Genomic DNA, 26,377 nt, shown 5'->3' with positions numbered 1-26,377 from the left:
GCACGTCCGGCAGGACGGACCATGAGAGGGACGGGTACCACCGTGAGCATCATCCAGACAGTCCAGGCAGTCCAGGTCGCATCGGCGACCACGACGTCGGACGGCTCCGCCCTCGGCAGCGTCACGGACTGGGCGGTGAACCTGATGGAGACCATCGGCGCTCCCGGTGCGGGCCTCGCCATCGCCCTCGAGAACCTCTTCCCGCCGCTCCCGAGCGAGGTCATCCTGCCCCTCGCCGGCTTCACGGCGAGCCGCGGCAACTTCTCGCTCTTCGAGGCCATCCTGTGGACCACCCTGGGCTCGGTCGTCGGCGCGTACGCGCTGTACGTCCTCGGAGCATGGCTCGGGCGCGACCGCATGCGGCGGCTCGTGTCCAAGGTGCCCCTCATCGACATCGAGGACGTCGACAAGGTCGAGGCGTGGTTCAGCCGGCACGGCTACCGGGCCGTGTTCTTCGGGAGGATGATCCCGCTCTTCCGGAGCCTCATCTCGATCCCCGCCGGGATCGAGCGCATGCCCGTGGGCAAGTTCCTGCTGCTCACCACGGCGGGCAGCCTGATCTGGAACACCATCTTCGTGCTGGCGGGCTTCTACCTCGGCGAGAGCTGGCACGTCGTCGAGCGGTACGCGGACACCTTCCAGAAGATCGTGATCGTCGCCGTCGTCCTGTTCGCCGCCTACTTCGTCTTCTCGAAGATCCGCAAGCACCGGGCGAAGAAAAGGGTGCAGTGACGGGAACGCCCGGAACGCCGGACCCGCTGGTACGGGTCTGGCCGCTGTTCGGACTGGTCATCACCACGCCCCGCCTCGTCCTGACGCCGGTGCGGGACGAGCACCTGCCGGGCCTGGTCGACGCGGTGCTCGCGGGAGTCCACGACCCTGCGGAGATGCCCTTCAGCATCCCGTGGACCGATGCCCCGCGGGACGTCCTGGTCACCGAGACGGCAAAGCACCAGTGGCGTCTCCGGGCGGGAGTCACCGCCGCCGACTGGACGCTCAACTTCGCCGTGCTCCACGAGGAGCGCGTCATCGGCGTCCAGGACCTCGCGGCCCGCTCGTTCCCGTTGCTGCGCCGCATCCGCTCGGGCTCCTGGCTCACGCGGTCGCTGCAGGGGCAGGGCTTCGGTACGGAGATGCGTGCGGCCGCGCTGCAGTTCGCGTTCGATCATCTCGGCGCGACGTCGGCGACCTCCGAGGCCGCGGACTGGAACCGGGCGTCGCTGGGGGTGTCACGCCGCCTCGGCTACGTCCCGAACGGTACCTCCCTGATGGAAGCCCGCAGCGGCGAGGTGCAGGTTCTGCAGAACGTCCTGCTCGCCCGTGAGGACTTCGTGCGGCCGGACTGGATCGCGGACGTGCAGGGTGCCGAGGCAGCGCTCGCCTTCCTTACTCCGGTCCCCGACTGACCGCTGGTCCGAGTGCCTGCGCCGTGTCATGCAGTCCTGCGGCGGACGCCGCGGGGGCGAGCACGCGCGAGAGGTCGGATGCCGGGTCGAACAGCCGTGCGTCGATCCCGAGCGAGCGTGCGGCCGCGATGTTCACCGGCGAGTCGTCGACGAAGGTGACGAGGCCGGGTTCCACCGCGAGTTCGGTGAGTACGTGGTCGAAGACGGCGGTCGAGGGCTTGACGAGCCGCAGCGACGAGCTGAAGAAGCGGTGGCGGAACAGCGGGGCCCACGGTGCGGAGGCCAGCTGGGACACCATGGCCGCCGGCATGTTCGAGAGCAGGGCAAGACGCTCGCCCCGGGCGTCGAGGTCCTCGAGGACATCCAGGGTGTCGAGGTTCAGGTGCGACCACTGGTTGCCGTCGAGGATGTCCAGCCACGCCGACCTCGCCGGCCCTACGCGTTCTGCGCAGACGAGGGACCAGTACTCGTCGGACGTGAGTGCCCCGGCGTCGAAGGCATGGCGGTGCTGCCAGTAGCCCGACGTCGGGGCCGCCAGGTCCGACATGCCGGTCGCCTCCGCGAGCGCCTCCCAGTCGGAGGGCGTGGGGGCGGTGGAGATCACGTTGCCGTAGTCGAAGAGGAACCACCGGCGGGAGCTGTCATTACGGGCCATGGTTCAGCGTAGGACCCCCTGCCGCCGGGCCGCGCGGGGTTCCCGGTTAACGTTGCGTGAACGCATGCAACGAGCGGCGGTAAACTGGGAGACGTGGGAATAGCGTTTACGGCCATCGACTTCGAGACTGCGAATGGCTTTCGCGGCTCCCCGTGCGCCGTCGGGCTGACCAAGGTCAGGGACGGCCGGATCGTGGAAGAAGCATCCTGGCTGATGCGTCCGCCCGTAGGGCACGACCACTTCGACTCCCGCAACATCGCCATCCACGGCATCACCTCCGGCATGGTCGAGGACGCCCCCCGCTTCGGGGAGCTGTTTCCCGAGATCGGCGGCTTCATCGGGTCTGACGTCCTGGTCGCGCACAATGCGGCCTTCGACCTCGGCGTCATCCGGTCCGCACTCGAGGTGTCCGCCCTCGCGGGTCCGGCCTGGGACTACGCCTGCACCGTCGTGCTCGCTCGGAAGAGCTACTCGCTGCCCTCCTACTCGCTCCCGTTCGTCGCGGAGGCCGCGGGAGTACCGCTCCTGAATCATCACGACGCCGTCGAGGACGCGCGTGCGTGCGCCGGCATCATGATCGATATCGCCCGCCGGTACGACGCGCCGACCGTGGAGGACGCGCTCGGTTGCCACAACCTCCCGCTGTCGCGGGCGGAGCCGTACGCCCCGGGCGTGGACGAACTGTCGAAGGCGACGCGGACGGCGCTCGGGCGCGGCTCGTCGCCGACGGGCTGGTCCGGCTGGCCGGAGGAGGGCGAGAACCCTCACGCCAATGCGCAGGCGGATCCGCGGCATCCGCTCTACGGGCAGACCGTCGTCTTCACCGGGAACCTCGGCATCTCCCGACCTCAGGCGAAGGAACGCGCCGCGAGCCTCGGAGCGCAGCCGGCGAGTGCCGTCACCCGCCGGACCACCGTGCTGGTGGTGGGCGACGGCTTCGTCGCGTCCGACCTACGCAACGGACGCGTGACAGGCAAGGCGCGCCGCGTCCTGGAGCTCCACGAGCGGGGCCAGGCGATCGAGGTGCTCTCCGAGGCCGAGTTCCTGCAGATGACCGGCGGCCGGTGGCCCGCCGACAGCCAGTAGCGCCTCGCCCGGTCAGGGGAAGCGGAGCCGTACACCGGTGAGGTCGCCCGACAGGTCGATGAGCCGGGACGCCGCGTTCCTCTCGCGCGCATGGGGCTTCGCGGGCACGAGCGCGGGGCGGCCCCTGAGCTGGAACCAGCCGTCGGGCCCGCAGTAGGCGCCGTTCGGGATGTCGGGGTCGACCGTCGCCCGCACGAGCGGCCAGGCGCCGTCGTCCTTGCCCTGTGCGACCGGCTCCATCACGCGCTGCCTCCAGCGGGGTGCCTCCCTGTGCGTGGCGACACCGGGCCGGTCCGGCGTGAACATGCCGAGGGCGAGGCCGGGATGGGCGACCACGCTCGTCGCCGCGCTGCCGGTCAGCTGGAGGCGCCGCGCGAGTTCGAAACCGAACGCCATCACCGCGAGCTTCGACGTCGCGTACGCGCTCGCATTGCGGTACTTCGACGGCTGGAGGGACGACGGCGTCAGGCGAGCCCAGCGGTGGCTGATGCTGCCGAGATGGACGATCCTCGTCCCGGCAGTGCTCAGCACCGGCAGGAGGAGTGCGATCAGGGCGTAGTGGCCCAGATGGTTGGTGCCGAACTGCAGCTCGAAGCCGTCCGCGGTCGAACGCCGCTCCGGCGATCCGACCACTCCGGCGTTGGCGAGCAGCCCGGACAGGGGTGGCCCCGCCGCGATCGTCCTCGCGGCAGCCCGTATCGACGCCAGGTCGGCCAGGTCGAGGGGCTGGAAGGTGACGTCGGCATCGGGATACCGGCCGCGGATGGCCCCGATGGCGCGACGTGCCCTGTCCTCGCTGCGCGCTGCGAGGATCACGGCCGCGCCTGCGCCGGCGAGCTGTTCGCAGGCGAAGTAGCCGAGCCCTGCGGTGCCGCCCGTCACCAGGATGCGCCGGCCGGACAGCAGGGGGAGGTCGGCGGGGTTCCACATGGGTTCCAGCCTAGGCCGTCCCCGCAGTCCGGCTGCTACCTCGGATCCGGCTGTTCCGCTGGGGCGTGCCGGAATGCGGTGTGCGCGGGTGCCGGTGCCCCGGTCAGGAGCCCGTGGTCGCGGCGAGCAGGGTGCGAGCCATCCTACGGACGACCTCGGCCACCCCGGGTGCGGTCAGGTAGGCGGCTGGAAGGGCCGGGGTGCCGTGGAGCGCACCGACGATGCCTCCCGCGAGCGACGCGGCGATGACGGGAGACGCATCGGGCCGGCCTGCGGCGGCGGCGTGCGCCAGCGCTGCTGCCAGATGCTCCGCGGGAGACGAGCCCGCGGTCTCGCGGACGGCCTGCAGGGCCGCCTCGAAGGTTCCCGCCGCCGTCGTCCCCCCGGCAGACGTTCCGCCGGCAGACGTCCCCCCGGCAGCCTGCGGAGGTGCCGCGCCTCCCGCCGCGACGCCGGCGGCATTGTGCCCCGCCTCCTTCGCCAGGTGGTTCTCCTCCCCGCGCACCGCGCGAACGGCCTCGTCGAGGTCGTGGCCCTCGATGGCGAGCGAGCGGATGATGCCGCTGAACAGCGCGGCAGTGCCCTTCGCGGCGGGGGAACCATGGGTCAGCGCGGCGGCGTCGACCGTCAGGCGCTCCACCATGCCGGCCGGGATGCGGGGGACCAGGCCGAACGGGGCAGATCGCATCAGCGCGCCCGGTCCCTCTGCCTTGGGATTCAACGGCCGGGCCTGCGTTCCCATCGCGCCGGTCAGGAGCGCGCGCACGGTGTCGGCGTCGGCGTCGTGCACGGCCAGGAGGTCGTCCTGCCGATCCAGCCATCGTGCGGGCGGCGCCGGTGCGGCGGGCGGGAGGTGCTCGCCCTGCCGGACGAGCCAGCGGAGGTAGGCGAGCCACAGGCACGCCGTCTCGTCGGCGGCGACCCCGTCGTTAGCCCACTCGAGAGCCTCGACGAGGCCGTCGACGGTGTACAGGGTGAGCTGGGTCGCGGCGGACACGCACATCGCTCCGGGGTCGTCCAGAGCTGCGGCCGGTTCGTCCCCCGCGGCGTAGAGCACCCCGAAGGCGTCACCCGCCATCGTGCCGAGGAGGCAGCCCAGGACCCTGTCCTCGTACGCGTCCGACGGAGTGTCCCCGGTGCCGGAGCCGGTGCTGGAGCCGGTGCTGGAGCCGGTGGAGGAGTCGGTAGGGGAGTCCGCGGTGGAGTCGGTGCTGCTGTCAGTCGTCACCTCTCCAGTCTAGGGAGGGGTTGGCCGCCGCCGGCACTGCAGCCCACGCTCGTCTTCGGCTTCGCCGGAGACCGGGCAGCATCACCCGGTGCTGCAGGACGGGCTCGTCACCGCGGCTGAGCAGCCTTCCGACGCTGCGGCATCCTTCTGCGACCAGCCGGCATCGCACGGGCGCGACCTATCGTCCGATGCTCCCGGCATGCCAGGACCGGTGCGGTTGCCCATTTCGGGGCCCGCCGCGCGCTGATCCATGGAATGTCGGCGTGCGGCGGTAGCGTGAAAATCATGAGGATCCTCCACACCTCCGACTGGCATCTGGGACGTTCCTTCCACGGGACGGGCACCCTCGATGCCCAGCGGATCTTTCTCGATAACCTCGAGAAGACCGTGCGTGAGGAAGCCGTCGACGTCGTGCTGGTCGCCGGGGACGTCTACGACCGCGCGCTGCCCGCCGTCGACGTCGTCACACTCTTCGACGAGGCGCTGGACCGGCTGACGGTCGCGGGTGCCCACGTGGTCATCAGCAGCGGGAACCACGACTCGGCGACCCGGCTCGGTTTCGGAGGACGCATCCTCTCCCGCGGCGGAGTCCATCTCCGGACGCGCATCGAGGACATCGGCATCCCGGTGACCTTCCCCCTCGGCGAGGCTGCCGAGCTCGCGATCTACGGCGTGCCCTACCTCGAGCCACGCGTCGTCGCGGAGGCCCTGAAGGCGGACGGCAGCACGCACACGGTCGTGACGCGCGCCGCCCTCGATCGGGTCCGCGAGGACCTCGACGACCGGCGGGCGGATCGGCGGGTCGTGTCGATCGTCCTGGCGCACACCTTCGCGGCCGGCGGGACCGGCTCGGACAGTGAACGTGACCTCGCGATCGGCGGGCTGGGGTCCGTCCCGCTCTCCCTCTTCGAGGGGTTCGACTACAGCGCCCTCGGGCACCTGCACGGCAGGCAGAAGCTCTCGGAGACCGTGCGCTACTCCGGGTCGCCCATCGCCTACTCCTTCTCCGAGGTGAACCAGAACAAGGGCGCTTGGCTCCTCGACGTGACGGCGGACGGGGTGCGGGAGATCCGCGCCGTGGAGTGGCCGGCACCGCGCGAGCTCGCCGTCCTCGCCGGGACGCTCGAGGACCTGCTGAGCCGCGAGGACCTCGGCTGGGCCGCGGCGGCCTACTGCCACATCACCCTCACCGACAGCGAGCGTCCGGCACGCGCCATGGAGCGCCTGAGGACCCGGTTCCCCGACACCCTCGTGCTCGTCTTCGCACCGGAGGGCGGGACCCGGGACGACAACCGGACGTACAGCCAGCGCATCGCCGAGGCGCGGGACGACGCCGACATCTGCTGCGGCTTCCTGGAACACGTCCGCGCACGGAAGGCCTCACCCGAGGAGCAAGCCCTCGTCCGGTCGACGGTCGACGCCGCCCTGAGCCTCGCCCACGAACGCTAGGACCGGCCCATGAGACTCCACCAGCTCGAGATCCAGGCCTTCGGGCCGTTCGCCGACCGGCAGAGCGTCGACTTCGATGCGCTGTCGAGCCAGGGGCTGTTCCTCCTGAACGGCCCTACCGGGGCCGGGAAGTCCAGCGTTCTCGACGCCGTGTGCTTCGCGCTCTACGGCTCGGTCCCGGGAGCGCGCCAGGCGGCCAAGAGGCTCCGCAGCGACCATGCTGCTGAATCCGTGGCACCGGAGGTCGCCCTCGAGTTCTCCGTGGCGGAGCGCCGCTTCCGCGTCGTGCGGTCGCCCGCCTGGGAACGGCCTGCGCGGCGGGGGAGCGGCACCACCACCGAGCAGACACGCACCCTCCTGAGCGAACGGATCGGCACCGAGTGGGTGCAGAAGTCCGCACGGAATGACGAGGCCGGCCTCGAACTGCAGTCCCTCCTCGGCATGGACAAGGAACAGTTCACCAAGGTGGTCATGCTGCCCCAGGGCGAGTTCGCCGCCTTCCTGCGGGCGGACGCCAAGCCGCGGCGGGAACTCCTGCAGAGGCTGTTCTCCACGACGCGCTTCGAGGACCTCGAGAGGCTGTTCGCCGAGGAGAGCCAGCGGGCGGCGCGGGGGCTCGCGGAGCAGGAGGCGAAGCAACGGCACCTCTTCCTGCGCGCGGTCGACGAGGCCGGACGCCATGACCTCGGGACGGCGGATACCGGCGTCGACCCGGAGTCCTCCGAGAACTGGGCGGCGTCCCTGCAGGCGCTGGCCGCGGCCCTCACGGATCGCAGGGACGCAGCAGCGCGCGAGGGCACCGAACTCGCGGAGCGGAGCGCGCTCGCGGACGATTCGCTGGCGGCGCTCCGGCAGCGCCGGAGCCGCGCCGAAGCCCTCGTGGAGTTGCGGAAGCAGCAACAGGACCACGACCGCCGCGCGGACGAGATCGCGCGGCTGATGGAGCTGGCGCGCCGCCACGACCAGGCTCAGGGATTCGCCGCCCTGCTCCGCCTGGACGACGAGGGAGCCGCGACGGTCGACGGCGCCCGCGCCCGGTACGGGACGGCCCTTCGCCGCCTGCAGGACAACACCGCATCCGCCGAATACCTCGACATCGGCCTCGACTCCCCGGACGAGGTACCACGTGCAGTGCTGAGCAGTGGCTGCGCGGCGTCCTCCTCCGCGCTGGGAGTTCTCCGTGCGGCGCTGCCCGATGAGCAGCGACTGCTCGACGTGCGGGCGGAGCTCGGTGCGCGTATCACCGACGTCGCAGCCCTCGATGAACGGATCGGGCGCGCCGGCGAGACCATCAGCGACCTGCAACGCCGGCGCAGCGCCGATGCGGAGGCCCTGGTATCCCTGCGCGAGGCAGCGGACGGCGTCGCGCACCTACGCGCAGACCTCGCCGCAGCAGTCGCCGCGGAGGAGACCGTCCAGCAGTACCGTGCGTCCGAGAAGCGCCGTGCCGCAGCCGATGCGCAGCACGCCGCGGCGTCGGAGCGTTTCCTGGCGCTGAAGGAGGAGTGGCTCGCGAAGCTGCAGCTCCGGCTCGAGCAGGCTGCCGAGGAGCTCGCCGAACAGCTGGCGGACGGCCAGCCGTGCCCGGTGTGCGGGAGCGCCGAGCATCCTGCCCCGGTGACGTCCCCGGGCGGCGACCGGATCACCCTGGACGAGGAACAGGCTGCACGGCGGCTGCAGGCGGACGCCGAACGGGCGCTGCACGAGGCACGGGAGGTGCGCGACCGGGCCCGCCTCGAGGTGGCGGAACTCGCTGCCCGCGGTGGTGAGCTGGCTCCGGAGGAGGCAGCCGCGTCGACGCGGGCAGCGCGCGGCAGGCTGGAGGATGCCGAGGCAGCGCACGCCGAGTGCATAGCCGTCGAGGAGCGTCTGCGCCGTGCCACCGAGGACGAGGAGCGGACCCGCGCGGAGTGGAACTCCCTGCGCGAGGAACGTACCGCGGCCGACTCGCGGCGGCTCTCGCTGCTGGACCAGGACCGCGTGCTCACGCTGCGGCTTTCCGGACTGCAGGCGGCCGCGCCGTCGCTGGCAGCGCGCATCGAGGAGGTACAGCAGGCCTACGACGACTTCGAGGCGGTCCGCGATGCTCTCGATGCCCTCGCCCAGGCATCGTCACGGCAGGAGGACAACCGGCGGCGCGTCGAGGAGGCGCTGCTCGACACCCCGTTCGCATCGGCGGACGATGCACGCTCCGCCCTCCTCCCGGACGACCGCCATGCACGCATCGTGCAGGAGGTGAAGGACCATGAGGTCCGTCGACACCGCCTCGACGCCGCGTGGGATGACGACCGCATCCGGGAAGGCCTGCGCGAGGAGCAGGACGGCGTCGAGCCGCCCTCCGACGAGGACGAACGCGTGGCCGGTGCTGCCGCCGACGAGCTCCGGGGGCGTGCGCAGCGGGCGGGTATCAGCGCCGAGGTGCTCGGACACTCGGTCGCACAGCTCGAGGGGTACGCGCTCCAGCTCGCGCAGCTCGAGCAGGAGATCGCGCCGGTGCGTGACCAGGCGCGGCTTGCTGCGGCCGTGGCGGACACAGCCCGCGGGGGAGGGGAGAACCTGTACAAGATGTCCCTGGCCACATATGTCCTCGCCTCGCGCCTCGAGCAGGTGGCCGCTGCTGCCACCGAGCGGCTGCTGCAGATGTCCGACGGCCGGTATGCACTCGTGCACAGCGACGCCACCGCGGGCAACAAGCGTTCGGGCCTCGGCCTGAACGTGATCGACGGCTGGACGGGAAACCGGAGGGACACCTCGACGCTGTCGGGCGGGGAGTCCTTCATGGCGTCCCTGGCGCTGGCCCTCGGACTCGCCGATGTGGTGCAGCAGGAAGCAGGCGGCCTCGACATCGAGACCCTCTTCGTCGACGAAGGGTTCGGCTCGCTGGATGACCAGGCACTCGAGCAGGTCATGGACGCGCTCGAGGGGCTGCGGAGCGGCGGGCGCGTGGTGGGGCTGGTCAGCCACGTCCCCGAACTGAAGCAGCGCGTGAGCGCACAATTGCAGGTCGTGAAGGGCCGTCAGGGCTCCAGCCTCCGCTACGTGGAGCAGCCCGCCAGCGTGTAAAATCGTCGGGTTACCGGGTCGGGCGCATCGGGAGGGGGGACGATGCGCGCTCGATGCACCCGGAAAGCGTATGTACACGAATCCCGTCCCGGCCCCGCCGGAATCCTCCCCGTCCCCGAATCCCCACCCCGGCCGTCCCGAGCGGTTCCGGCTCGGCAGGTTCGGGGTACTCCCGCAGCTCGCGGGCACCTCCTTCCTCGTCATCGGCTTCTTCGCGCGGCTTCCGCTCGCGATGCTCACCGTCGGAGCCCTGACGCTCGTCACCGCAGCGAGCGATTCCTACGCAGCCGGCGGTTTCGCGGCCGGAGCGGTCGGCCTCGGCTCCGCCCTCGGTGCGCCCCTGCTCGGCTTCCTCGCCGACAAGCGCGGGCAGCGGATCGTGCTGCTCGTAGCGGCGATCCTCAACACCCTCGCCATCGCCGCTCTCCTGCTGGTGACGCTGACGAGCGGTGGCTTCACCGGCGGTGCGCTCGCCCTCGTCCTCGCGGCGTCCTTCGGCACGGGTTTCACCTGCCCGCAGATCGGTCCGCTGGCTCGAGTGCGCTGGATGGCGATGACCCGCCGCAGCCCGCGGTCCGCCCTGGACACGGCCCTCTCGTACGAGGGCACGGCCGACGAGCTGACCTTCGTCCTCGGCCCCGCACTGGTCGGCCTGCTGGCCGGCCTGATCGCCCCCTGGCTTCCGCTGGTCCTGGCCGCGGCACTGACCCTCACCCTGGTCAGCGCGTTCGCCGTCCACAGGACCGTCGCCTTCAGCGATGCGGGATCGACGGCGTCCGACGCCGGCAACGCGCAGGAGCACGACCCGGCGTCGCGGGACCCCCGTCCGATCCTGGTCCTGGTACCCGTGGCGGGGATGATCGCCATCGGAACGTTCTTCGGCTCCACCCAGACGTTCCTCACGGCCTTCGCCGGACAGTTCGGCATCGCCGAATCCGCGGGCCTGCTCTACGCCGTCATGGGTCTGAGCTCGGCGGGTGCCGCCCTGTCGGTCGCCTACTGGTCCCGGCGCTTCCGCGATGCGGGCCGGTGGATGACGTCCGCCGCGGGAATGGCAGCGGCCGCCGCGGCACTGGTCCTGCCAGGCTCGATTCCCGGCATGCTGGCAGTGCTGTTCGTCCTCGGGGTCTTCGTCGGCCCCACGATGGTCACCATCTTCTCGATCGGGTCCGCAGTCGCCCCCGGGCACCGGCTGGGCACGGTCATGACGCTCCTCGCGAGCGGGATCGTCGCCGGGACGGCCATCGGTTCGGCTCTTGCCGGCACGCTCGCCGAGGCCTCCGGTGCACCGGGAGCCGCGGTGGTTCCCGCTGCGGCGGCCGTCGTCCTGCTCGTCCTCGGAGCGGTGTCCGCCGTCGCCCTGCAGCGCAGCGCCAGGGCCTGACCGTCCTCGGCCGGGCATCATCAGTCGGCTGTCAATTCCACTGGACCGAGCATAGGATCGAAGGACATCCGAGATGGAGGAGGGCGCATGAGCACCGAAGGCACCAGGCACGAGGACGCTGATGACGCGTCGCAGGGATTGGGCCCCGAAGGCACGATCCCGGTGAGCGACGACGGAGTGGCTGCAGGCGCGATGGACGAGGCGAGCAACTTCGAGCCGGAGGAAGACAGCGACGACGACGGCGGATCATAGGCAGCGCGGATCGTCGGCAGTTCGGATCCCGTCCCGTCGGGCTCGTCCCGGCGGGACGCGCTGCTGCTCAGGCCCCTGATCCGGCGGGCGTCAGCTGATGCTGGGAGCGCGGTCCGGCGGTTCGGGGATCCGCACGTTGCCCGTGAACACGCCACCGGTCACGATCTCGGTCTCGTCGGTCCCGGTAGCAGGTCCGGCCACCCTCGTGGGGTCGTGCGTCACCGGGTGGGCATCGAACTGCTCGTCTGCATAGCTCCGGAGCTGCAGTGCTACGTCGTGCGCATGCGGCCTGCGAGCCGGGTCCCTGGCGGTCATCCGCCGCAGCAGGTCGCTCCAGTCCGCTCCGAGCGAGTCGGGTACGTCCGGATCGCGCAGCAGTCGCGCCAGCGCCGCCTCGACGATCGGTCCGGGGAAGGCCTTCTCGCCGGTCAGGCACTCGAGGAGCACGAGGCCGAGTGAATAAATGTCACTGCGCTCATCCAGCTGATCGCCCTTGGCCTGCTCCGGGCTGAGGTAGTTCGCGGTACCGATCGTCGCTCCGACAGCCGTCGCCATGGTGGCATCCACCATCCGGGCGATGCCGAAGTCCGTCAGTTTCGGGTAGAGGCGCGTGCCGTTGTCCCCGCTGTGGAACATGAGGATGTTCGCCGGCTTGACGTCGCGATGGACGACGCCCTCGGCGTGGATGTAGGCCAGGGCGTCGGCCAGGTCCGCACCCAGCTGGGCGACGTCCTCGGCGGCAAGCGCGCCGCGCTTCAGCAGGTGTCGGAGATCCTCCCCGTCCACGAGTTCCATCACCAGGAAGCCGGTGGTCAGGCCTTCCTCGTCCTCGTGGATCCCCGCATCATGCAGCGTCACGAGGCCGGGGTGGTTCAGGGTGGACAGCAGCATCGTCTCGGTGTGCTGGCGCCGGTAGTTGTCGTCGTCCGACGTCGTGGGGTTGAAGATCTTGACGGCGACATCGCGCCCGAGATTCCTGTCCACCGCGCGGTACACCGATGCGGCACCGCCGACCCCGAGGAGTTCGGTGGTCTGATACCGGTCAGCAAGGAGCACATCCATGCGTGTCCTCCCGCTACAGGTTGTGAGTGTCGATCATCGCCGAGCCTGATAAGGCTGCTGATCAGTTCCCAGTATAACGTGACGCGCACGGCATCCAGCGCCCGCCGCGCGGGGCCGACCCGTTCCGGGAAGCCGTCAGGCGAGGAACGCGAGCGCCGCCTCCTTGAAGACCCGGGACGTCACAGCGTTCGCATGGGTCCTACCCGGCAGGGTCGCGATCTCGGCGCCGGGAGCCCAGGCCACGAGGTCCCGGATGCCCTGCGTGTACTCGTCCTGGTCTCCGGCAACGAGCAGCAGCGGCATCCTGGGTACGGCGCCCTGCGGATCGAAAGGCTCCGTCTTGATGGCCGAGACCATCGCGAGGAGTGCCGGAAGGTTGGCCTCCGTGCCCGCCTGCGCCATGCGCAGCAGGTCCATGGTGGCCGGGTCCTCCGAGGCAGGGCCGCCGGCGAGGAAGCGCTCGGCGCCTTCCAGGTCGAAGGCCGCAAGGGGATCGGCCGTGCCCGGCCCTCCGAGCACCATCCGGCGCACGATCTCGGGCTGTGTGGCGGCGAACTCCCAGGCGAGGCGCGACCCGAGGGAGTATCCGATGATGTCGACGCCGGAGGTCGGGTCACCATCGCGGAGAGGAAGGACCCGCTCGTCGAACAGTGCCTGGAGGATGTCCGCCCGCATGCGGCTCGGTACGTAGGCGCCCGCGTCCTCGGGAGCCGCGCTGTCCCCGTGGGCCGGGAGGTCCACCATGATCACGCTCCGGCCCGCGTCGTTGAGGAAGCGGACCCAGCCCGAGTCCATCCAGTTGCGGCGGGACGAGGAGCCGAAGCCGTGCAGCAGGAGGATCGGCGGGAGGGGACGGGGCGAGTCCGGGTCGCTGCGCGTGATGGCCAGGTGGGGATCGACGCCCTCGACAGGATGTACGGCGTGGTGGTCCATGCCCCCATCGTAAGGGCGGCAGAGACATGTGCACCGTTGAACACATCCCCGCCGCGCGGCCTGGACGGCCGACGCCTGTGACTTTAGACACTTTTGCCGTGGGCGGCAACCCGGCGCACGTCTCCGGGTCTCGCTTCCGGCGCACGGAGGGCTAGGGCACGGGCGTCCGATGAGTTATAGTCATTTTGACCCTAACAACGGGCACCTCATTCCTCGGACGGAAGGCCGACATGTACAGCTCGGCCAACGTCTCGGAGCGCCAGGCGCAGGCGCCGTCTCTCGCCATCTCCACGGTCATCTTCGCGCTCCGCACGGACCCCGGGACCGGACGTCCCGAGATCTGGCTTCCCCTGGTGCGGCGCGTCCGGCAACCGCACCTCGGCAAGTGGGCACTGCCCGGGGGGCCGCTCGGCGGCCGGGAATCCCTCCAGGACGCAGCCGCCCGGAACCTGCGGGAGACCACGAAGCTCGAGCCGACCTACCTCGAGCAGCTCTACGCGTTCGGGGGGCTCGACCGATCAGCGACGCAGCGCCTCGTGTCGATCGTCTACTGGGCGCTCGTCCGGCCGGAACAGGCCGATCTCGCCCGCGAGTCCGAGAACGTGCGATGGTTCCGGGCCTCCGACGCCGCCGGGCTCGCCTTCGACCACGACGAGATCGTCACCTACGCCCTCGAGCGGCTCCGCGGCAAGATCGAGTACGGCTCCGTGGCCTACCACTTCCTGGGCGCGCGGTTCACGCTCGCGCAGTTGCGGGGCGTTTACGAGGCGGTGCTCGGCAGGCACCTCGACCCGGCGAACTTCCGGCGCCAGCTCCGCTCGGCAAGGGACATCGCCGCCACCGATGAGGTGCTCCAGGGCGGACGCAACCGCCCGCCGCGCCTCTACACCTACACGGGTCCGCACCACGAAGCTCCTTCCCCCGGCCCCGCACCCCGGCTCCCCGCCGAGGGGCAGTCCGCCGGTCCGCCGTCCTAGCCGCCCCTCCATCCCCGCCATCCACCCCCCCCCCCCCCGACCCGACTCCGGTACGAACCCGCGCCGGACCCATCCCAGGGAGCAGCATTGTCCGTCACCACAGCCATCCAGCTCATCTCACGCGGCGAGGCAGGGGCCCCCGCGGCGGGGACCTGCTCGCCGAACCTGGCGCGGGACCCCTGGGCCTTCGACGCCCTTCCCCTGCCCGACTACGGGCCCGGCGCCTCGATGCACGATGCCGCCCCTCCCGCGACCCCACGCCAGGGCGAGCTGCCCGAGGCCTACCGGACGGCTCCTGCCGAGGAACTCGAGCGGCGGATCGTCGCGGCCAAGGAGGCACTCGGGGACTCCGTGGTCGTCCTCGGCCACTTCTACCAGCGCGACGAGGTCGTGAAGTACGCCGACTTCGTCGGTGACAGCTACCAGCTCGCCCGTACAGCCACCGAGCGGAGCGCCGCGGAGGCCATCATCTTCTGCGGCGTGCACTTCATGGCGGAGACGGCGGATATGCTCTCCACACCGCAGCAGGCCGTCATCCTTCCCAACCTCGCCGCCGGCTGCTCCATGGCCGACATGGCCGACATCGACTCGGTGTCGGAGTGCTGGGACCAGCTGACGGAGCTCTTCGGTTCGGAGCCCGACGCCGGCGGCCGGCAGCCCGTCATCCCCGTGACCTACATGAACTCCTCCGCGGCGCTGAAGGGATTCTGTGGTGAGCACGGCGGAATCGTCTGCACGTCGTCGAACGCCGCCGCGGTGCTGGAATGGGCGTTCGAGCGCGGCCAGCGCGTCCTGTTCTTCCCGGACCAGCACCTGGGCCGCAACACGGCGAAAGCCATGGGAGTGCCGCTCGAGCAGATGCCGATGTGGAACCCCCGAAAGGCCTGGGGAGGGACGGACGAGCAGACCCTGCACGACTCCCGGGTCATCCTGTGGCACGGCTTCTGCTCCGTCCACAAGCGCTTCACCGTAGCCCAGATCGAGAAGGCGCGCGCCGACTTGCCCGGTGTACGCGTGATCGTGCACCCCGAGTGCCCCATGCCCGTGGTCGACGCCGCCGACGAATCCGGGTCCACCGACTACATCCGCAAGGCGATCGATGCGGCCGCCCCGGGCAGCACCTTCGCGATCGGCACGGAGATCAACATGGTGAACCGGCTCGCCGCCCAGTACCCACAGCACACCATCTTCTGCCTCGACCCCGTCATCTGCCCGTGCTCGACGATGTACCGCATCCACCCGGGCTACCTCGCCTGGGTGCTGGAAGGGCTCGTCGAGGGCCGGGTGCTCAACCGGATCAGCGTGCCGGACAGCGTCGCGGAGCCCGCCCGCGTGGCCCTGAACCGAATGCTCGCGGTCCAGCCGTGACGCAGGCCCATCCCGCCCCGCACGACGCACGAGTCGATCGCCCGTCCAGACGGGTCGTGGTCGTCGGAGCCGGTATCGCCGGGCTGCAGACCGCGCTGGTGCTGCGCCGGCTCGATCCGCGCTGCGACGTGGTCCTGGTGTCCAAGGCCGCGCTCACCGAGAGCAACACGCGGTACGCGCAGGGCGGCATCGCAGCGGTCCTCCCGGAGGCGGCGGTTGCAGCCGGCGCAGCGGAGCCTGGCCCGGCCACCCCGCAGGACTCCGTCGAGGCGCACATCGCCGATACCCTCGCTGCGGGTGCCGGCCTGGCCGACCCGGGGGCGGTCGACGTCCTCTGCCGGGGCGCTGCCGAAGGCATCGATGCCCTGCAGCGGGCCGGGGTCGTCTTCGACCGCGCGTCCGGCCGGCCCTCGTCGCCGGCACGCGGGCGCGAGGCCGCCCACTCCGCGGCGCGGATCCTCCACCTCGGGGGCGACGCGACCGGTGCCGGCCTCGTCGACGCACTCGTCGGCGCCGTGCACGCCGACGCCGGGATCCGCGTCGTGGAGCACGGCGTCGTGACGCGGATACTGCTCGACGACGCCGGAAGCGCCACCGGCATCGAGGTGCTGAAGGGCGGCGCCGCGCACCGGATCGGAGCCGACGCCGTCGTGCTGGCGACCGGGGGAGCGGGGCAGCTCTTCGAGCACACCACGAACCCGGCGATTGCCACCGGCGACGGCGTGGCACTGGCGTGGCGGGCCGGCGCGGTAGTCACCGACCTCGAGTTCTTCCAGTTCCACCCGACGTCCCTCGACGTCCCCGGGAACCCGCTCATCTCCGAGGCCGTGCGCGGTGAAGGCGCTCACGTCGTCGATGCCGATGGACGCCGCTTCCTGGCGGACTACCACCCGGACGGTGACCTCGCGCCTCGCGACGTCGTCTCGCGCAGCATCGCACGCCACCTGGCACGCCGGCCCTCCGGCACCGCCGATGTCCGGGACCGGGTCTACCTCGATGCGACGGCGCTCGGTGCCACGTTCCTCGCGCGGCGCTTCCCCTCCCTCACGGACCTCACCGCGCGCCACGGCTACGACTGGTCGGCCGTCGTCGTACCGGTCGTGCCGGCGGCCCACTACTGGATGGGTGGCGTGCGGACCGACACGGACGGACGCACCTCGGTCCCGAACCTCTTCGCCGTCGGGGAGGTAGCCCGCACCGGCGTGCACGGCGCCAACAGGCTCGCCTCCAACAGCCTCCTCGAGGGGGTCGTGTTCGGCGCACGGTGCGCGGCCGCGATCATCGACGGGGGACGGGTGCCCGCGTTCGGCGCACGGTGCGCGGCCGCGATCATCGACGGGGGACGGGTGCCCGCGTTCGACGCCGAGCAGCTCGATCTCGACGCGGAGGAGACCGGCACGCAGTCCTTCACGCGCAGGGACCTGCAGGCGCTGATGTCCGACCACGCGGGAGTCCTGCGCACGGGCAGCGGCCTCGACATCGCACGCAAGCACCTCGCCTCCTACCGCAGCGACACCGATCCCGGGACGGCGAACCTGCTGCTGTGTGCCCGCCTGCTCGTGCACTCGGCCGCGAACCGGACCGGATCCTGCGGAGCGCACTACCGCTCCGACCAGCCCGAAACCTCTGCCGGCCCGCCCGCCCCGAGCCGGTCCTACGTCCGAGCCCCCGAAGGAACGCCATGACCTCCACCGCCAGCAGCCCCCTGCGCACCGAAGCGGGCCCGGCGCGACCCCCGCAGCACCTCATCGACGCCATCGTCGCCGCCGCACTCGCCGAGGACGCGCCGTGGGGCGACATCACCTGCCAGGCGCTCATCGACCCCGATCTGCGGACGACGGCGGCGGTGACGGCCCGCGAGCCCGGCGTACTCTGCGGTACGCCGGCCATCGAGGCCGCCCTGCGGCTCACGGATCCGCGCATCGAGGTCACCTTCCCGCGGGCCGACGGGGACCGATTCGACGCCGGCGACGTCCTCGCGGAGATCAGCGGACCGGCGGCGGGCATCCTCACGGCGGAACGGACGGCACTCAACATCACGCAGCGCCTGAGCGGGATCGCCACCATGACGCGCGATTTCGTGGACGCGGCCGGTGGTACGCGTGCCCGCATCGTCGATACCCGCAAGACCATCCCGGGCCTCCGGGTCCTCGAGCGCTGGGCCGTCCGCTGCGGCGGGGGCTCGAACCACCGGTCCAGCCTGTCCGATGCCGTGATGGTGAAGGACAACCACCTGGCGCTGCTCGCCGTCGACGGGCCCGCGGCGCTCACCGACGCGCTGCTGGCGGTCCGGTCCAGGCTGCCGCACACCGTGCACGTGGAAGTCGAGGTGGACCGGCTCGACCAGATCGGGCCGGTGCTCGCCGCCGGGGTGGACACCATCATGCTGGACAACTTCCCGCTCGACGACCTCGCGGAAGGTGTGCGCCGGGTCGGCGGACGTGCACTCGTCGAAGCGAGCGGGAACGTCCGCCTCGACACGGTAGCGGCCATCGCGGCGACCGGCGTGGACATCATCTCGGCGGGGGCCCTGACGCACAGTGTGAGGTCCCTCGACCTCGGCCTGGACTTCGTTCCCCCGGGCACCCCTACGGGGCGGGCATGATCTACCTCGACGCCGCCGCCACGGCGCCCGCTCGGCGTGAGGTCCTCGAGGAGATGTGGCCGCTGCTGACCTCCACCTTCGGGAACCCCTCCAGCCACCACGCCTACGGTGAGGCTGCCGCGGCCGAGTTCTCCCGCGCCCGCTCGAGGATCGCCGCGCTGCTCGGCTGCAGGGCCTCGGAGATCGTCTTCACCTCGGGCGGCACCGAGGCCGACAACCTCGCCCTCAAGGGCATCGCGCTGGCCTCGCCGCGCGGCCGGCACATCGTCACCAGTCCGATCGAGCACCCGGCGGTGCTGGAAGCCCTGGCCTACCTCCGGGACTTCCACGGGTTCCGCATCACGAGCCTGCCCGTGTCCTCGACCGGCAGGATCTCACCGGCCGAGCTGGAGGCCGCGCTCGAGGACGGGACGACCCTCTGCACCGTGATGTATGCGAACAACGAGGTGGGGACCGTCCAGGACATCGCCGCGCTGGCGGCAGTCTGTCGGAAGGCCGGCGTCCCCTTCCACTCCGACGCCGTGCAGGCGGCGGGGTGGCTGCCCCTCGACGTCGGGGACCTGGGCGTCACGGCACTCAGCATCTCGGGGCACAAGCTCGGGACGCCGAAGGGTATCGGCCTGCTCTACCTCCGGGCGGGCACGCGCTGCGAACCCGTGCTGCACGGTGGCGGCCAGGAGCGGGGGCGCCGGTCCGGCACGGAGAACGTGGCCGGGGCCGTCGGCCTGGCGCGCGCGCTGGAACTCGCCCAGGGCGCCCTGCCGGTCGCGGCCGAGAGGGCCCGCGCGATGCGCGACGCGTTCACGGCCGCCGTCCTGGACGGCGTGTCCGGTGCGGTCCTGACCGGCGATGCCGAGCACCGCCTCCCGAACCTTGCCTCGTTCTGCTTCCCCGGAGTCAGCGGTGAGTCCGTGCTCCTGGAACTCGAGCGCCGCGGCGTCGTGTGTTCGAGCGGTTCGGCCTGCGCGGCGGGTTCCTCGGAGCCGTCCGCCGTGCTCCGTGCCCTCGGCCTCGACGACGAAACCGCCTACAGCGCAGTGCGGCTGTCCTGGACCCAGGACACGACGCGCGCGGACCTCGAGGAGGCGGCCCGCGCCGTCGTCGCGTCGGTCAGCGCCGTCCGCTCCCTGGGTGCGACACCCGCCGGTCCGGCCGCGCTGCCCGCGTAGGGGCCGCCGGCTGCGAGGTCCCAGGTGACGAGGACGACAAGGAACGCGGCCGCGATGACGAGGTTCGCGATTCCGTAGCGCCGGGCCTTCCGTGAGAGTCCGAAAGCTCCCGCCGGAACCCCTAGACTGGCGGCACCACGCCACGGAGGGACGCCATGGACTACGGAACCGCCCGCCGGGGGCGCACGCGCGTCCTCGGTCTTCTCGCGTCGGCCGCCCTCGCCACTCTCCTGCCGGCGTCCTGCGCCGGGACGCAGGAGGGGGACGGCAGCGCGACCGGCGCGCCCTCCACCGGTACCTCCGATCCCGCCCCTGCCACGTCGGCCGAGCCGGCCGCACCGCTGCGCGAGCCCCGGGACGGATGGAAGGTCTTCGCCGATCCGGCTCGGCTCGTGAGCTTCGAACTGCCGGAGGCGTGGGTGGTGCAGCCGCTGGAGCACGAGGCGGGGGACTATGCGCCCGGCTCGCTGCACTACGCTGTCCGCACCTCCGAGGGAAATATCGCCGCGGAGCTGCACCCGGGGATCGCCGGCCCGGCAGCACCCTGCACGGATGCGGAGCGGACGCCCTACCATGTCCTCCGGAGCGAGCCCCTCGACGTCGGCCTACCGCCGGCCGGCACCGGCATCGAACCACGGTTCGTGGTCAGGCTCATCACCGGGTTCCGCTTCTTCGGCGCCTACGGCATCACCGACGAGGTGGGGGGAGCGGACGGACTCGCCTGCGCGCTGCCCAACACCGTCCAGGGCAGTGGAACCCTCGGCCGGTTCAGCTTCGGGGACCTCGAGGTGCTGGCCCCGAAGGCCCCGGCCGAGACGGGGCCGGGCACGCTGTCCTTCGGCACCCTGGGGGAAGCCCAGGCCTACTTCGACACCCCGGAGTTCGCCACGATCAGCGAGATGATCCGGTCCATCCGGGTCGGTGCCGCCGCTGCCGGGTAGGGGTCATCCCACGGGGTGCAGGGCTCCGTAGTCGACACCTGTCAACTCGACGCTGCGGTTCCACAGCCGCACCGCGATGTCCCGGTCGAGGACACGCGGAACGGGAGCGACGAGCCGCGGAGCGCCGCGGGTCTCCCCGGGGCCCGACGGACCGTAGTAGTCCCCGCCCCGAACCTCCGGTGAGGTCGCCGCATAGAGGGTGGGTAGTGCCCCAGCGGCATCGGACTGACTCATCAGCTTCACGAACCCGCCGAGGACGTCGAGCATTGCGGGCACCTGCATGCTCGCGGTCAGGTTCGTGTTCGCCAGGCCTGGGTGGGCGGCCACCGACGTCAGGTCCCAGCCCGCGGCCCGCGCACGCCGGTCGAGCTCCACCATGAAGTACAGGTTGGCGATCTTGCTCTGCCTGTACGCGGCCCACCTGCGGTAGCCGCGCTCCGACTGGAGGTCGTCGAAATTGATGCGGCCCCGCTTGTGCGCGATGCTGGAGAGGGTGACCACGCGGGCGGACCCGGCATCGTGCAGATTCTCCAGCAGCAGGCCGGTCAGTGCGAAATGTCCCAGGTGGTTGGTGCCGAACTGCAGTTCGAAGCCATCGGCCGTCGTCGACCTCGGCGTCGCCATGACACCTGCATTGTTCACGAGGATGGAGACCGGGCCGGTGATGCCGGCCGCGAACGTCCGGACCGACTCGAGGCTCGCCAGGTCGAGGACGCGCAGAACGACCCGGCCGCTACCTGTCAGGGAGCGTACCTTCTGCTCCGCATCGCGGCCGCGCTCCTCGTTGCGGCAGGCGAGCACCACCTCGGCGCCCTTCCTGGCCAGCTGCACGGCGGTCTGCAGTCCGATGCCGCTGTTCGCGCCGGTGATGACCACGCGTTCGCCTGTCAGATCGCCGATGGCGTCCGCTGAAAAATCGCTCATGGTATTCCTTCCCTGCAGCGTGTCCTGCCCGGTCGGGGAGTACCCGACCGGCGTCGAGGACCGCCGCCTCCAACAGCTTAGAGTTGTAGGCGATCCCACCGCCTACCGGAAGCAACGAACCATGCAACGCACCGTCTCCGCCGATCTCAGTGCTACGACGATCGCGGGTACCCAGGTGGTCCTGTCCATCGCCGTCGCGAACCCTGAGGCGTACCAGGCGGTCGACGAGCACCTGACCGTGCTCGTCGACGGTGAGCCGGCGCAGATCCGTGAACGGCAGGACAGGGACGGGAGCCGGCTGCACCTGCTCAGCACGCCGCAGGCGTCAGCGCTGGAGGTGCGCTACCGGGCGACGGTGACGGGCACCGTCGCACCGGCACCAGGGGACGACGTCGACCTGGTGCGGTACGTGCGGCCCAGCCGCTACTGCGAGTCGGACAGGATCCTGCCGACGGCCTACACAGTGTTGCCCGCCCTGCGGGGCGCTGCGCTCGTCCAGGGTATGCGGGACTGGGTGGCGGACGAGCTGTCCTACGTGTCGGGTTCGTCCCGCTTCACCGACGGCGCCGTGGACACCCTCCTGGCCCGCAGGGGAGTCTGCCGGGACTACGCGCACCTACTGATCGCACTGCTGAGGGCCCGGGATGTCCCCGCACGGCTCGCGTCCGTCTACGCGCCGGGGCTGAGCCCGATGGACTTCCACGCCGTGGTCGAGGCCTGGGTCGACGGATCCTGGCATCTGGTGGATGCCACGGGCCTCGCCCCACGCGCCTCGATGCTGCGCATCGCGACGGGCCGCGATGCAGCCGACACGGCGTTCCTCTCGACGGTCGGCGGGTCGCTGCAGCTGTCCGGACTGTCCGTCACCGCGACGGTCGATGAGCTCCCGCTGGAGCAGGCGGACGCGCTGCTCTCCCTGCGCTGACGTAGTCCGGCCACGGCAGGTCGACGCCGGGCAGGCTCCTGCAGGCCGACGCCGGGCCGGTTACTGCAGTCCGGCGGTGAGCTTGTCCGTCAGCGCCTTCAGCTGCTCCAGCTCCACCGGACCCAGGGCGGGCGCGAGGACCTCGTGGATGCGGTGCACGTGCGCGGAACCGATGCGCCGCTGAAGTGCCCTGCCCTCGTCCGTCAGCGCCAGTTCGACACCCCGCTGGTCGGACTCGGCGGGTCGCTTCCGGATGAGGTTCTTCGCCTCGAGCCTGTCGACCATGCGGCTCAGGCTGGGCTGGCTGATGAGCAGGGAGTTGTTGAGCTCGTTGAGGCGGGTCCAGCCCGTGGGGCAGCGGCTCAGGTTGAAGAGGACGTCGTATTCCCCGATGGGCAGTTCCCGGAACACCGGATCCTGCCGGATGCGCCGCATCACGGCCACCTGCGCCCGGAAGAGCGACTCCCACGCTTCCGACGCCTCGCGGGCGGAGGGCACTGCCGTGCCGCCCGCACCCGATGACGAGTGTCCTGCCCGCTCGGCGGCGGTCTCTCCGTGGTCAGCCATGGTTGTGATCCGGCCTCCTGCCGGCGCAGCCGGCAATTTCGATGCTTTTGCATCTATTGTACGCCGGTCCCGCCCGTGCCGGTCCCATCCGCCCGTCCCGCTTCCCGGTCCTGCTCGCCCGCGCCGCCAGCCCGGGACGGGGAGTCACACGCCGCCGGTCGCCGCCCTGCGCAGCGCGCGCTCTTCGCGACGGCCCTCGATCAGGCGGTACAGGACCGGGACGAGGATGAGCGTGAGCGCCGTGGACGAGACGAGTCCACCGATCACCACGACGGCCAGCGGCTGCGAGATGAAGCCGCCTTCGCCGGTCAGGCCGAGGGCCATCGGAGTGAGCGCGAAGATGGTCGCCAGTGCGGTCATGAGGATCGGGCGGAGCCGCTGGCGTGCGCCCTCGCGGATGGCATCGGCGACGCGCAGGCCCGGGGACCCGCCGCGTGGCTGCCGGTACTGGTTGATCAGGTCGATCAGCACGATCGCGTTCGTGACGACGATGCCCACGAGCATCAGCATCCCGATGAGGGAGGGCAGCCCAAGCGGGATCCGCGTGATCAGCAGCAGCGCGATCGCGCCCGTGGCGGCGAAGGGGATCGACACGAGCAGGATGAGGGGCTGCACGAGGCTCTTGAACGTGGCGACCATGATGACGTACACGATCGCGACGGCGGCCCAGAGCGCCAGGAACAGCTGGTCGAAGGACTCGGCCTGCTGGCTGGAGGCGCCGCCGACCGTCGTGGTCGCCCCAGCGGGCAGCTCGACGTCGGCGAGGCGCTCGTTGACCGCTGCGGTGAGGGTTCCGAGGTCGTCCCCCGACGGGGTGATGGACACCCTGGCCGTCCGCTCCCCGTTGGAGCTCGTCACCGAGAGCGGCACCTGGACTTCCTCGACCGACGCGACGTCCGTCAGCGGAACGGGCCCCCGCGCCGTCGGGATCCGCAGGTCGCGGAGCTGGCCGAGGCTCGTGATCGGGGTACCTTCGCCGATCAGCACCGGGAGGTCCTCCGCCTCGAAGCGCACCGTGCCCCCTGGCACGGGGCTGATGCTGCCGCCGAGGAGTCCCGCAATCTGGCCCTCGCTCAGCCCCGCCGCGACCGCGGCGGCGCGGTCGACGTCGATCTGGACCTGCGGCTGCGCGGCCGACAGGTTGCTCGTCACCTCACCAGCGCCCTCGAGCCCCGCCATCCCGTCGAGCACGGCGCTGTTGGCGGTGTCGAGGTCCGCACTGACGGGAGCCGTGATGTCGATGTCGATGGTGCTCGAGGTCCCGAAGCCGCCCTGCTGGCTCGACAGGGAGAAGGTGCCGGCGTCCTCGAGTCCCTCGAGGTCCCGGCGGACCGACTCCTGCAGTACTTCCTGATCGGCGTCCTCGCGCGTGATGACGGTGAAGGTCGCGACGGAGGCGCCCCCGGAGAACCGTGCAGCGAAGGCATTCGCGGGGTTGCCGACCGTCAGCTGGACGTCCCGGACGTCGGGGTTGTCCGCCAGGATCTCCTCCGTCCGGCCGGCGGCCTCCGCGGTCGTCCCGAGGCTGGAGCCCTGCGGCAGGGTCTGGGTGATGGAGAAGCTGTTCTGCCCCGACCCGCCGAGCAGGTTCGTTGGAAGGAACGGGATCATCGCCGCCGTGCCGCCGAGGACGATCGCGGCGCCGATGAGCGTGATGACGGGGTGCCGCTGCGTCCCGGCGAGGATCGGGAGGTAGCCACGCTGCAGGAGTGATGGACGCTCGGGCGAGGAGGCTGCCGGGGAACTCCCGCCGGCCGCTTCCGGCACCGCGGCGGCCGTATGGCGCGGCTCGTGCCGACGCGGCGTCGTCCGCGGCAGGAACCAGTAGGCGAGCACCGGGATGATGGTCAGCGACACGGCGAGCGACGCCAGCAGCGCGATGCCCGTCGTGACGGCGAAGGGCCGGAAGAGCTCCCCGGCAAGCCCGCCGACGAACGCGATCGGCGCGAAGACGGCTACCGTGGTGAGCGTCGAGGCGGTGACGGCGCCGGCCACCTCACGAACCGCCGTCAGGATCGCCTCCCGCTTCTCCTCCCCGTACCCGAGGTGCCGCTTGATGTTCTCGATGACGACGATCGAGTCGTCCACCACGCGTCCGATGGCGATGGTCAGTGCGCCGAGCGTCAGCAGGTTGAGGGAGTAGCCGGCCATGTAGAGCCCGATGAAGGTGACGAGCAGCGACAGGGGGATCGAGATCGCGGTGACCAGCGTCGACCGGACGGACAGCAGGAAGACGAGGATGATCAGTACGGCGAAGCCGAGTCCGAGGAGGCCCTCGGTGGTGAGGTCGTCTATGCTGCGCTCGATGAACGGCGCCTGGTCGAACACCACGGTGATGTCGGCGGCATTGCCGAGCTCGGCCTCGAGGTCGGGGACGAGATCCACGATCTGCTGCGAGATCTCCACGGTGTCGCCGTCGGGGACCTTGGTGACCGCCAGCGCGAGCGTCTCGATCCCGTTGGTCCGTGCGATCGAGGTGGGCTCGTCATCGGCGAGGCTGACCTCGGCGACCTGGCCGATGGTGACGACGGTGCCGGGAGCAGGGGCCGTCGGGGTGCCGGGTGACGGTGCGTCGGGGCTGGCCGGGGTGGAGGGGGCCGCCGGGCTACCCGGGGCCGCCGGAGTGCCAGGGCCCGCGGGGGTGCCGGGGGTCGCTGTGCCGGGAGCCGCCTCCTCCGAGGAGGGGAGGACGGGGAGCGCCTCGATGTCCTCCAGCGATCCGATCTGGCTGCCCGCCTGGATGGTCAGGGACCGGGGGGCCTCCTCGAGGCTTCCGACGGGGAACAGGGCGCCGTTGTCCTCGAGTGTCCCGGCGAGGTCACCGACCGTCAGGCCCGCGTCCTCGAGAGCGCCGTCCCGGGGCAGGATCGCGACATGCTGGGTGCTCCCGCCGGAGACGTCCGCGGTCCTCACGCCGTCGATCTTCTGCAGGCGAGGAACGGTCAGCCGGGCGAGGTCGCCGTTCAGTTCACTGAGGGACTGGTCCGAGGACACCGCCATGAAGACGATGGGCAGGTCGCTGATGCTGCCGGCGAGGGCCTGGGGTTCGACGTCTTCCGGGAGGCCGGGGCGTACCGTCGAGATGGCCCGATCCACCTGCGCGCGCGCCCGGTCCAGGTTTGTCCCGTACACGAAGACCAGGCTGACGGTCGACACCCCGGTCCGTGAGGTGGACGACGACGACTCGAGGCCCTCGACGCCGCTCAGCGCAGCCTCCAACGGCTCGCTGACCTGCTGGTCGAGGTACTCCGGCGAGGCACCCGGCACCGTGGACAGCACCGTGATCTGCGGGAACTCGAGCGACGGGATGAGTTCCTGCTTCAGGGATCCGAGGGTGATGACCCCGAAGACCGAAGCGAAGATCGTGATGAGCGCGATGAGCGCCCTGTTGCCCAGGGAGAGCTGCGCCAGACGGAACAAGGAACCTGCCTTCGGTGCTGGCGGTCGCCCGGC

Annotated in this window: 22 protein-coding genes; 14 read left to right on the top strand and 8 right to left on the bottom strand. The window is 71.2% G+C overall.

Annotated elements, in window-relative coordinates:
• The first annotated feature begins 51 nt into the window (after positions 1-51).
• Together ACX80H_RS03370 and ACX80H_RS03365 are read left to right on the top strand one after the other, a co-directional pair.
• Positions 52-732 carry a DedA family protein gene (locus tag ACX80H_RS03370; RefSeq protein ID WP_459313354.1) on the top strand — a complete coding sequence of 227 codons (681 nt, stop codon included), beginning with the start codon at positions 52-54 and terminating at the stop codon, positions 730-732.
• Positions 729-1,406: a GNAT family N-acetyltransferase gene (locus tag ACX80H_RS03365; RefSeq protein ID WP_459311008.1), complete on the top strand. Its 678-nt coding sequence runs from the start codon at positions 729-731 to the stop codon at positions 1,404-1,406. The genes ACX80H_RS03370 and ACX80H_RS03365 overlap by 4 nt, the downstream gene beginning before the upstream one ends.
• Here the strand turns inward: ACX80H_RS03365 and ACX80H_RS03360 are convergent.
• Positions 1,387-2,061, bottom strand: a complete 675-nt coding sequence (locus tag ACX80H_RS03360; RefSeq protein WP_459311006.1) for an HAD family hydrolase — start codon at positions 2,059-2,061, stop codon at positions 1,387-1,389. The two genes, ACX80H_RS03365 and ACX80H_RS03360, sit on opposite strands and share 20 nt — an antisense overlap.
• A gap of 93 nt (positions 2,062-2,154) precedes the next feature.
• Here ACX80H_RS03360 and ACX80H_RS03355 point away from each other — a divergent pair, with 93 nt between their 5' ends.
• Positions 2,155-3,147, top strand: a complete 993-nt coding sequence (locus tag ACX80H_RS03355; RefSeq protein ID WP_459311004.1) for an exonuclease domain-containing protein — start codon at positions 2,155-2,157, stop codon at positions 3,145-3,147.
• Positions 3,148-3,159: 12 nt separating this feature from the next.
• Here the strand turns inward: ACX80H_RS03355 and ACX80H_RS03350 are convergent, their stop codons facing one another.
• Together ACX80H_RS03350 and ACX80H_RS03345 are read right to left on the bottom strand one after the other, a co-directional pair.
• The gene (locus ACX80H_RS03350; RefSeq protein WP_459311003.1) at positions 3,160-4,077 is read right to left on the bottom strand and encodes an SDR family NAD(P)-dependent oxidoreductase; all 918 of its coding nucleotides are present in this window, start codon (positions 4,075-4,077) and stop codon (positions 3,160-3,162) included.
• Positions 4,078-4,180: 103 nt separating this feature from the next.
• A complete protein-coding gene (locus tag ACX80H_RS03345) occupies positions 4,181-5,305 on the bottom strand; it encodes an ADP-ribosylglycohydrolase family protein (RefSeq protein WP_459311001.1) in 1,125 nt (374 codons plus the stop codon).
• Positions 5,306-5,590: 285 nt separating this feature from the next.
• Here ACX80H_RS03345 and ACX80H_RS03340 point away from each other — a divergent pair, with 285 nt between their 5' ends.
• The 4 genes from ACX80H_RS03340 (at position 5,591) to ACX80H_RS03325 (ending at position 11,453) form a co-directional block, all read left to right on the top strand.
• On the top strand, positions 5,591-6,754 hold the full coding sequence (locus ACX80H_RS03340) for an exonuclease SbcCD subunit D (protein WP_459311000.1): 1,164 nt from the start codon (positions 5,591-5,593) through the stop codon (positions 6,752-6,754).
• A 9-nt stretch (positions 6,755-6,763) separates the two neighbouring features.
• Positions 6,764-9,817 carry an AAA family ATPase gene (locus tag ACX80H_RS03335; protein WP_459310999.1) on the top strand — a complete coding sequence of 1,018 codons (3,054 nt, stop codon included), beginning with the start codon at positions 6,764-6,766 and terminating at the stop codon, positions 9,815-9,817.
• Between the two features lie 70 nt (positions 9,818-9,887).
• Complete coding sequence (locus ACX80H_RS03330; protein WP_459310998.1) at positions 9,888-11,201, top strand: MFS transporter; 1,314 nt, start codon at positions 9,888-9,890, stop codon at positions 11,199-11,201.
• 87 nt (positions 11,202-11,288) lie between these two features.
• Positions 11,289-11,453: a hypothetical protein gene (locus ACX80H_RS03325; protein ID WP_459310997.1), complete on the top strand. Its 165-nt coding sequence runs from the start codon at positions 11,289-11,291 to the stop codon at positions 11,451-11,453.
• A 90-nt stretch (positions 11,454-11,543) separates the two neighbouring features.
• Here the strand turns inward: ACX80H_RS03325 and ACX80H_RS03320 are convergent, their stop codons facing one another.
• Positions 11,544-12,515, bottom strand: coding sequence for a serine/threonine-protein kinase (locus tag ACX80H_RS03320; RefSeq protein WP_459310996.1), 972 nt, complete (start codon positions 12,513-12,515; stop codon positions 11,544-11,546).
• 135 nt (positions 12,516-12,650) lie between these two features.
• A complete protein-coding gene (locus ACX80H_RS03315; RefSeq protein ID WP_459310994.1) occupies positions 12,651-13,448 on the bottom strand; it encodes an alpha/beta fold hydrolase in 798 nt (265 codons plus the stop codon).
• Between the two features lie 230 nt (positions 13,449-13,678).
• Between ACX80H_RS03315 and ACX80H_RS03310 the strand changes: the two genes are divergently transcribed.
• From ACX80H_RS03310 to ACX80H_RS03285, 6 genes are all read left to right on the top strand, one after another.
• The gene (locus ACX80H_RS03310) at positions 13,679-14,425 is read left to right on the top strand and encodes an NUDIX hydrolase (protein ID WP_459310993.1); all 747 of its coding nucleotides are present in this window, start codon (positions 13,679-13,681) and stop codon (positions 14,423-14,425) included.
• 87 nt (positions 14,426-14,512) lie between these two features.
• Positions 14,513-15,793, top strand: a complete 1,281-nt coding sequence (gene nadA, locus ACX80H_RS03305; RefSeq protein ID WP_459310992.1) for a quinolinate synthase NadA — start codon at positions 14,513-14,515, stop codon at positions 15,791-15,793.
• Entirely contained in the window at positions 15,790-17,478 is a 1,689-nt protein-coding gene (nadB, locus tag ACX80H_RS03300) for an L-aspartate oxidase (RefSeq protein WP_459310991.1), read from the top strand. Before nadA ends, nadB begins: the two co-directional genes overlap by 4 nt.
• A complete protein-coding gene (nadC, locus tag ACX80H_RS03295; protein WP_459310989.1) occupies positions 17,475-18,398 on the top strand; it encodes a carboxylating nicotinate-nucleotide diphosphorylase in 924 nt (307 codons plus the stop codon). The genes nadB and nadC overlap by 4 nt, the downstream gene beginning before the upstream one ends.
• The gene (locus ACX80H_RS03290; RefSeq protein WP_459310987.1) at positions 18,395-19,567 is read left to right on the top strand and encodes a cysteine desulfurase family protein; all 1,173 of its coding nucleotides are present in this window, start codon (positions 18,395-18,397) and stop codon (positions 19,565-19,567) included. Before nadC ends, ACX80H_RS03290 begins: the two co-directional genes overlap by 4 nt.
• Positions 19,568-19,722: 155 nt before the next feature.
• On the top strand, positions 19,723-20,508 hold the full coding sequence (locus ACX80H_RS03285; protein ID WP_459310985.1) for a hypothetical protein: 786 nt from the start codon (positions 19,723-19,725) through the stop codon (positions 20,506-20,508).
• Positions 20,509-20,511: 3 nt separating this feature from the next.
• Here the strand turns inward: ACX80H_RS03285 and ACX80H_RS03280 are convergent, their stop codons facing one another.
• Positions 20,512-21,432 carry an oxidoreductase gene (locus ACX80H_RS03280; protein ID WP_459310983.1) on the bottom strand — a complete coding sequence of 307 codons (921 nt, stop codon included), beginning with the start codon at positions 21,430-21,432 and terminating at the stop codon, positions 20,512-20,514.
• Between the two features lie 121 nt (positions 21,433-21,553).
• On the opposite strand from ACX80H_RS03280, the gene ACX80H_RS03275 reads away from it, so the two are divergent.
• Positions 21,554-22,357 (top strand): transglutaminase-like domain-containing protein, encoded by an 804-nt coding sequence (locus tag ACX80H_RS03275; RefSeq protein WP_459310981.1) that lies wholly within the window; start codon positions 21,554-21,556, stop codon positions 22,355-22,357.
• Between the two features lie 60 nt (positions 22,358-22,417).
• Here the strand turns inward: ACX80H_RS03275 and ACX80H_RS03270 are convergent, their stop codons facing one another.
• Together ACX80H_RS03270 and ACX80H_RS03265 are read right to left on the bottom strand one after the other, a co-directional pair.
• Positions 22,418-22,924, bottom strand: a complete 507-nt coding sequence (locus ACX80H_RS03270; RefSeq protein ID WP_459310979.1) for a MarR family winged helix-turn-helix transcriptional regulator — start codon at positions 22,922-22,924, stop codon at positions 22,418-22,420.
• A gap of 144 nt (positions 22,925-23,068) precedes the next feature.
• Positions 23,069-26,344: an efflux RND transporter permease subunit gene (locus ACX80H_RS03265; protein ID WP_459310978.1), complete on the bottom strand. Its 3,276-nt coding sequence runs from the start codon at positions 26,342-26,344 to the stop codon at positions 23,069-23,071.
• Between the last annotated feature and the right edge of the window lie 33 nt (positions 26,345-26,377).

Source organism: Arthrobacter pasteuri (assembly GCF_054510955.1).
Note: the sequence above shows the minus strand (reverse complement) of the source record. Positions and strands in the feature narration are given on the sequence as shown.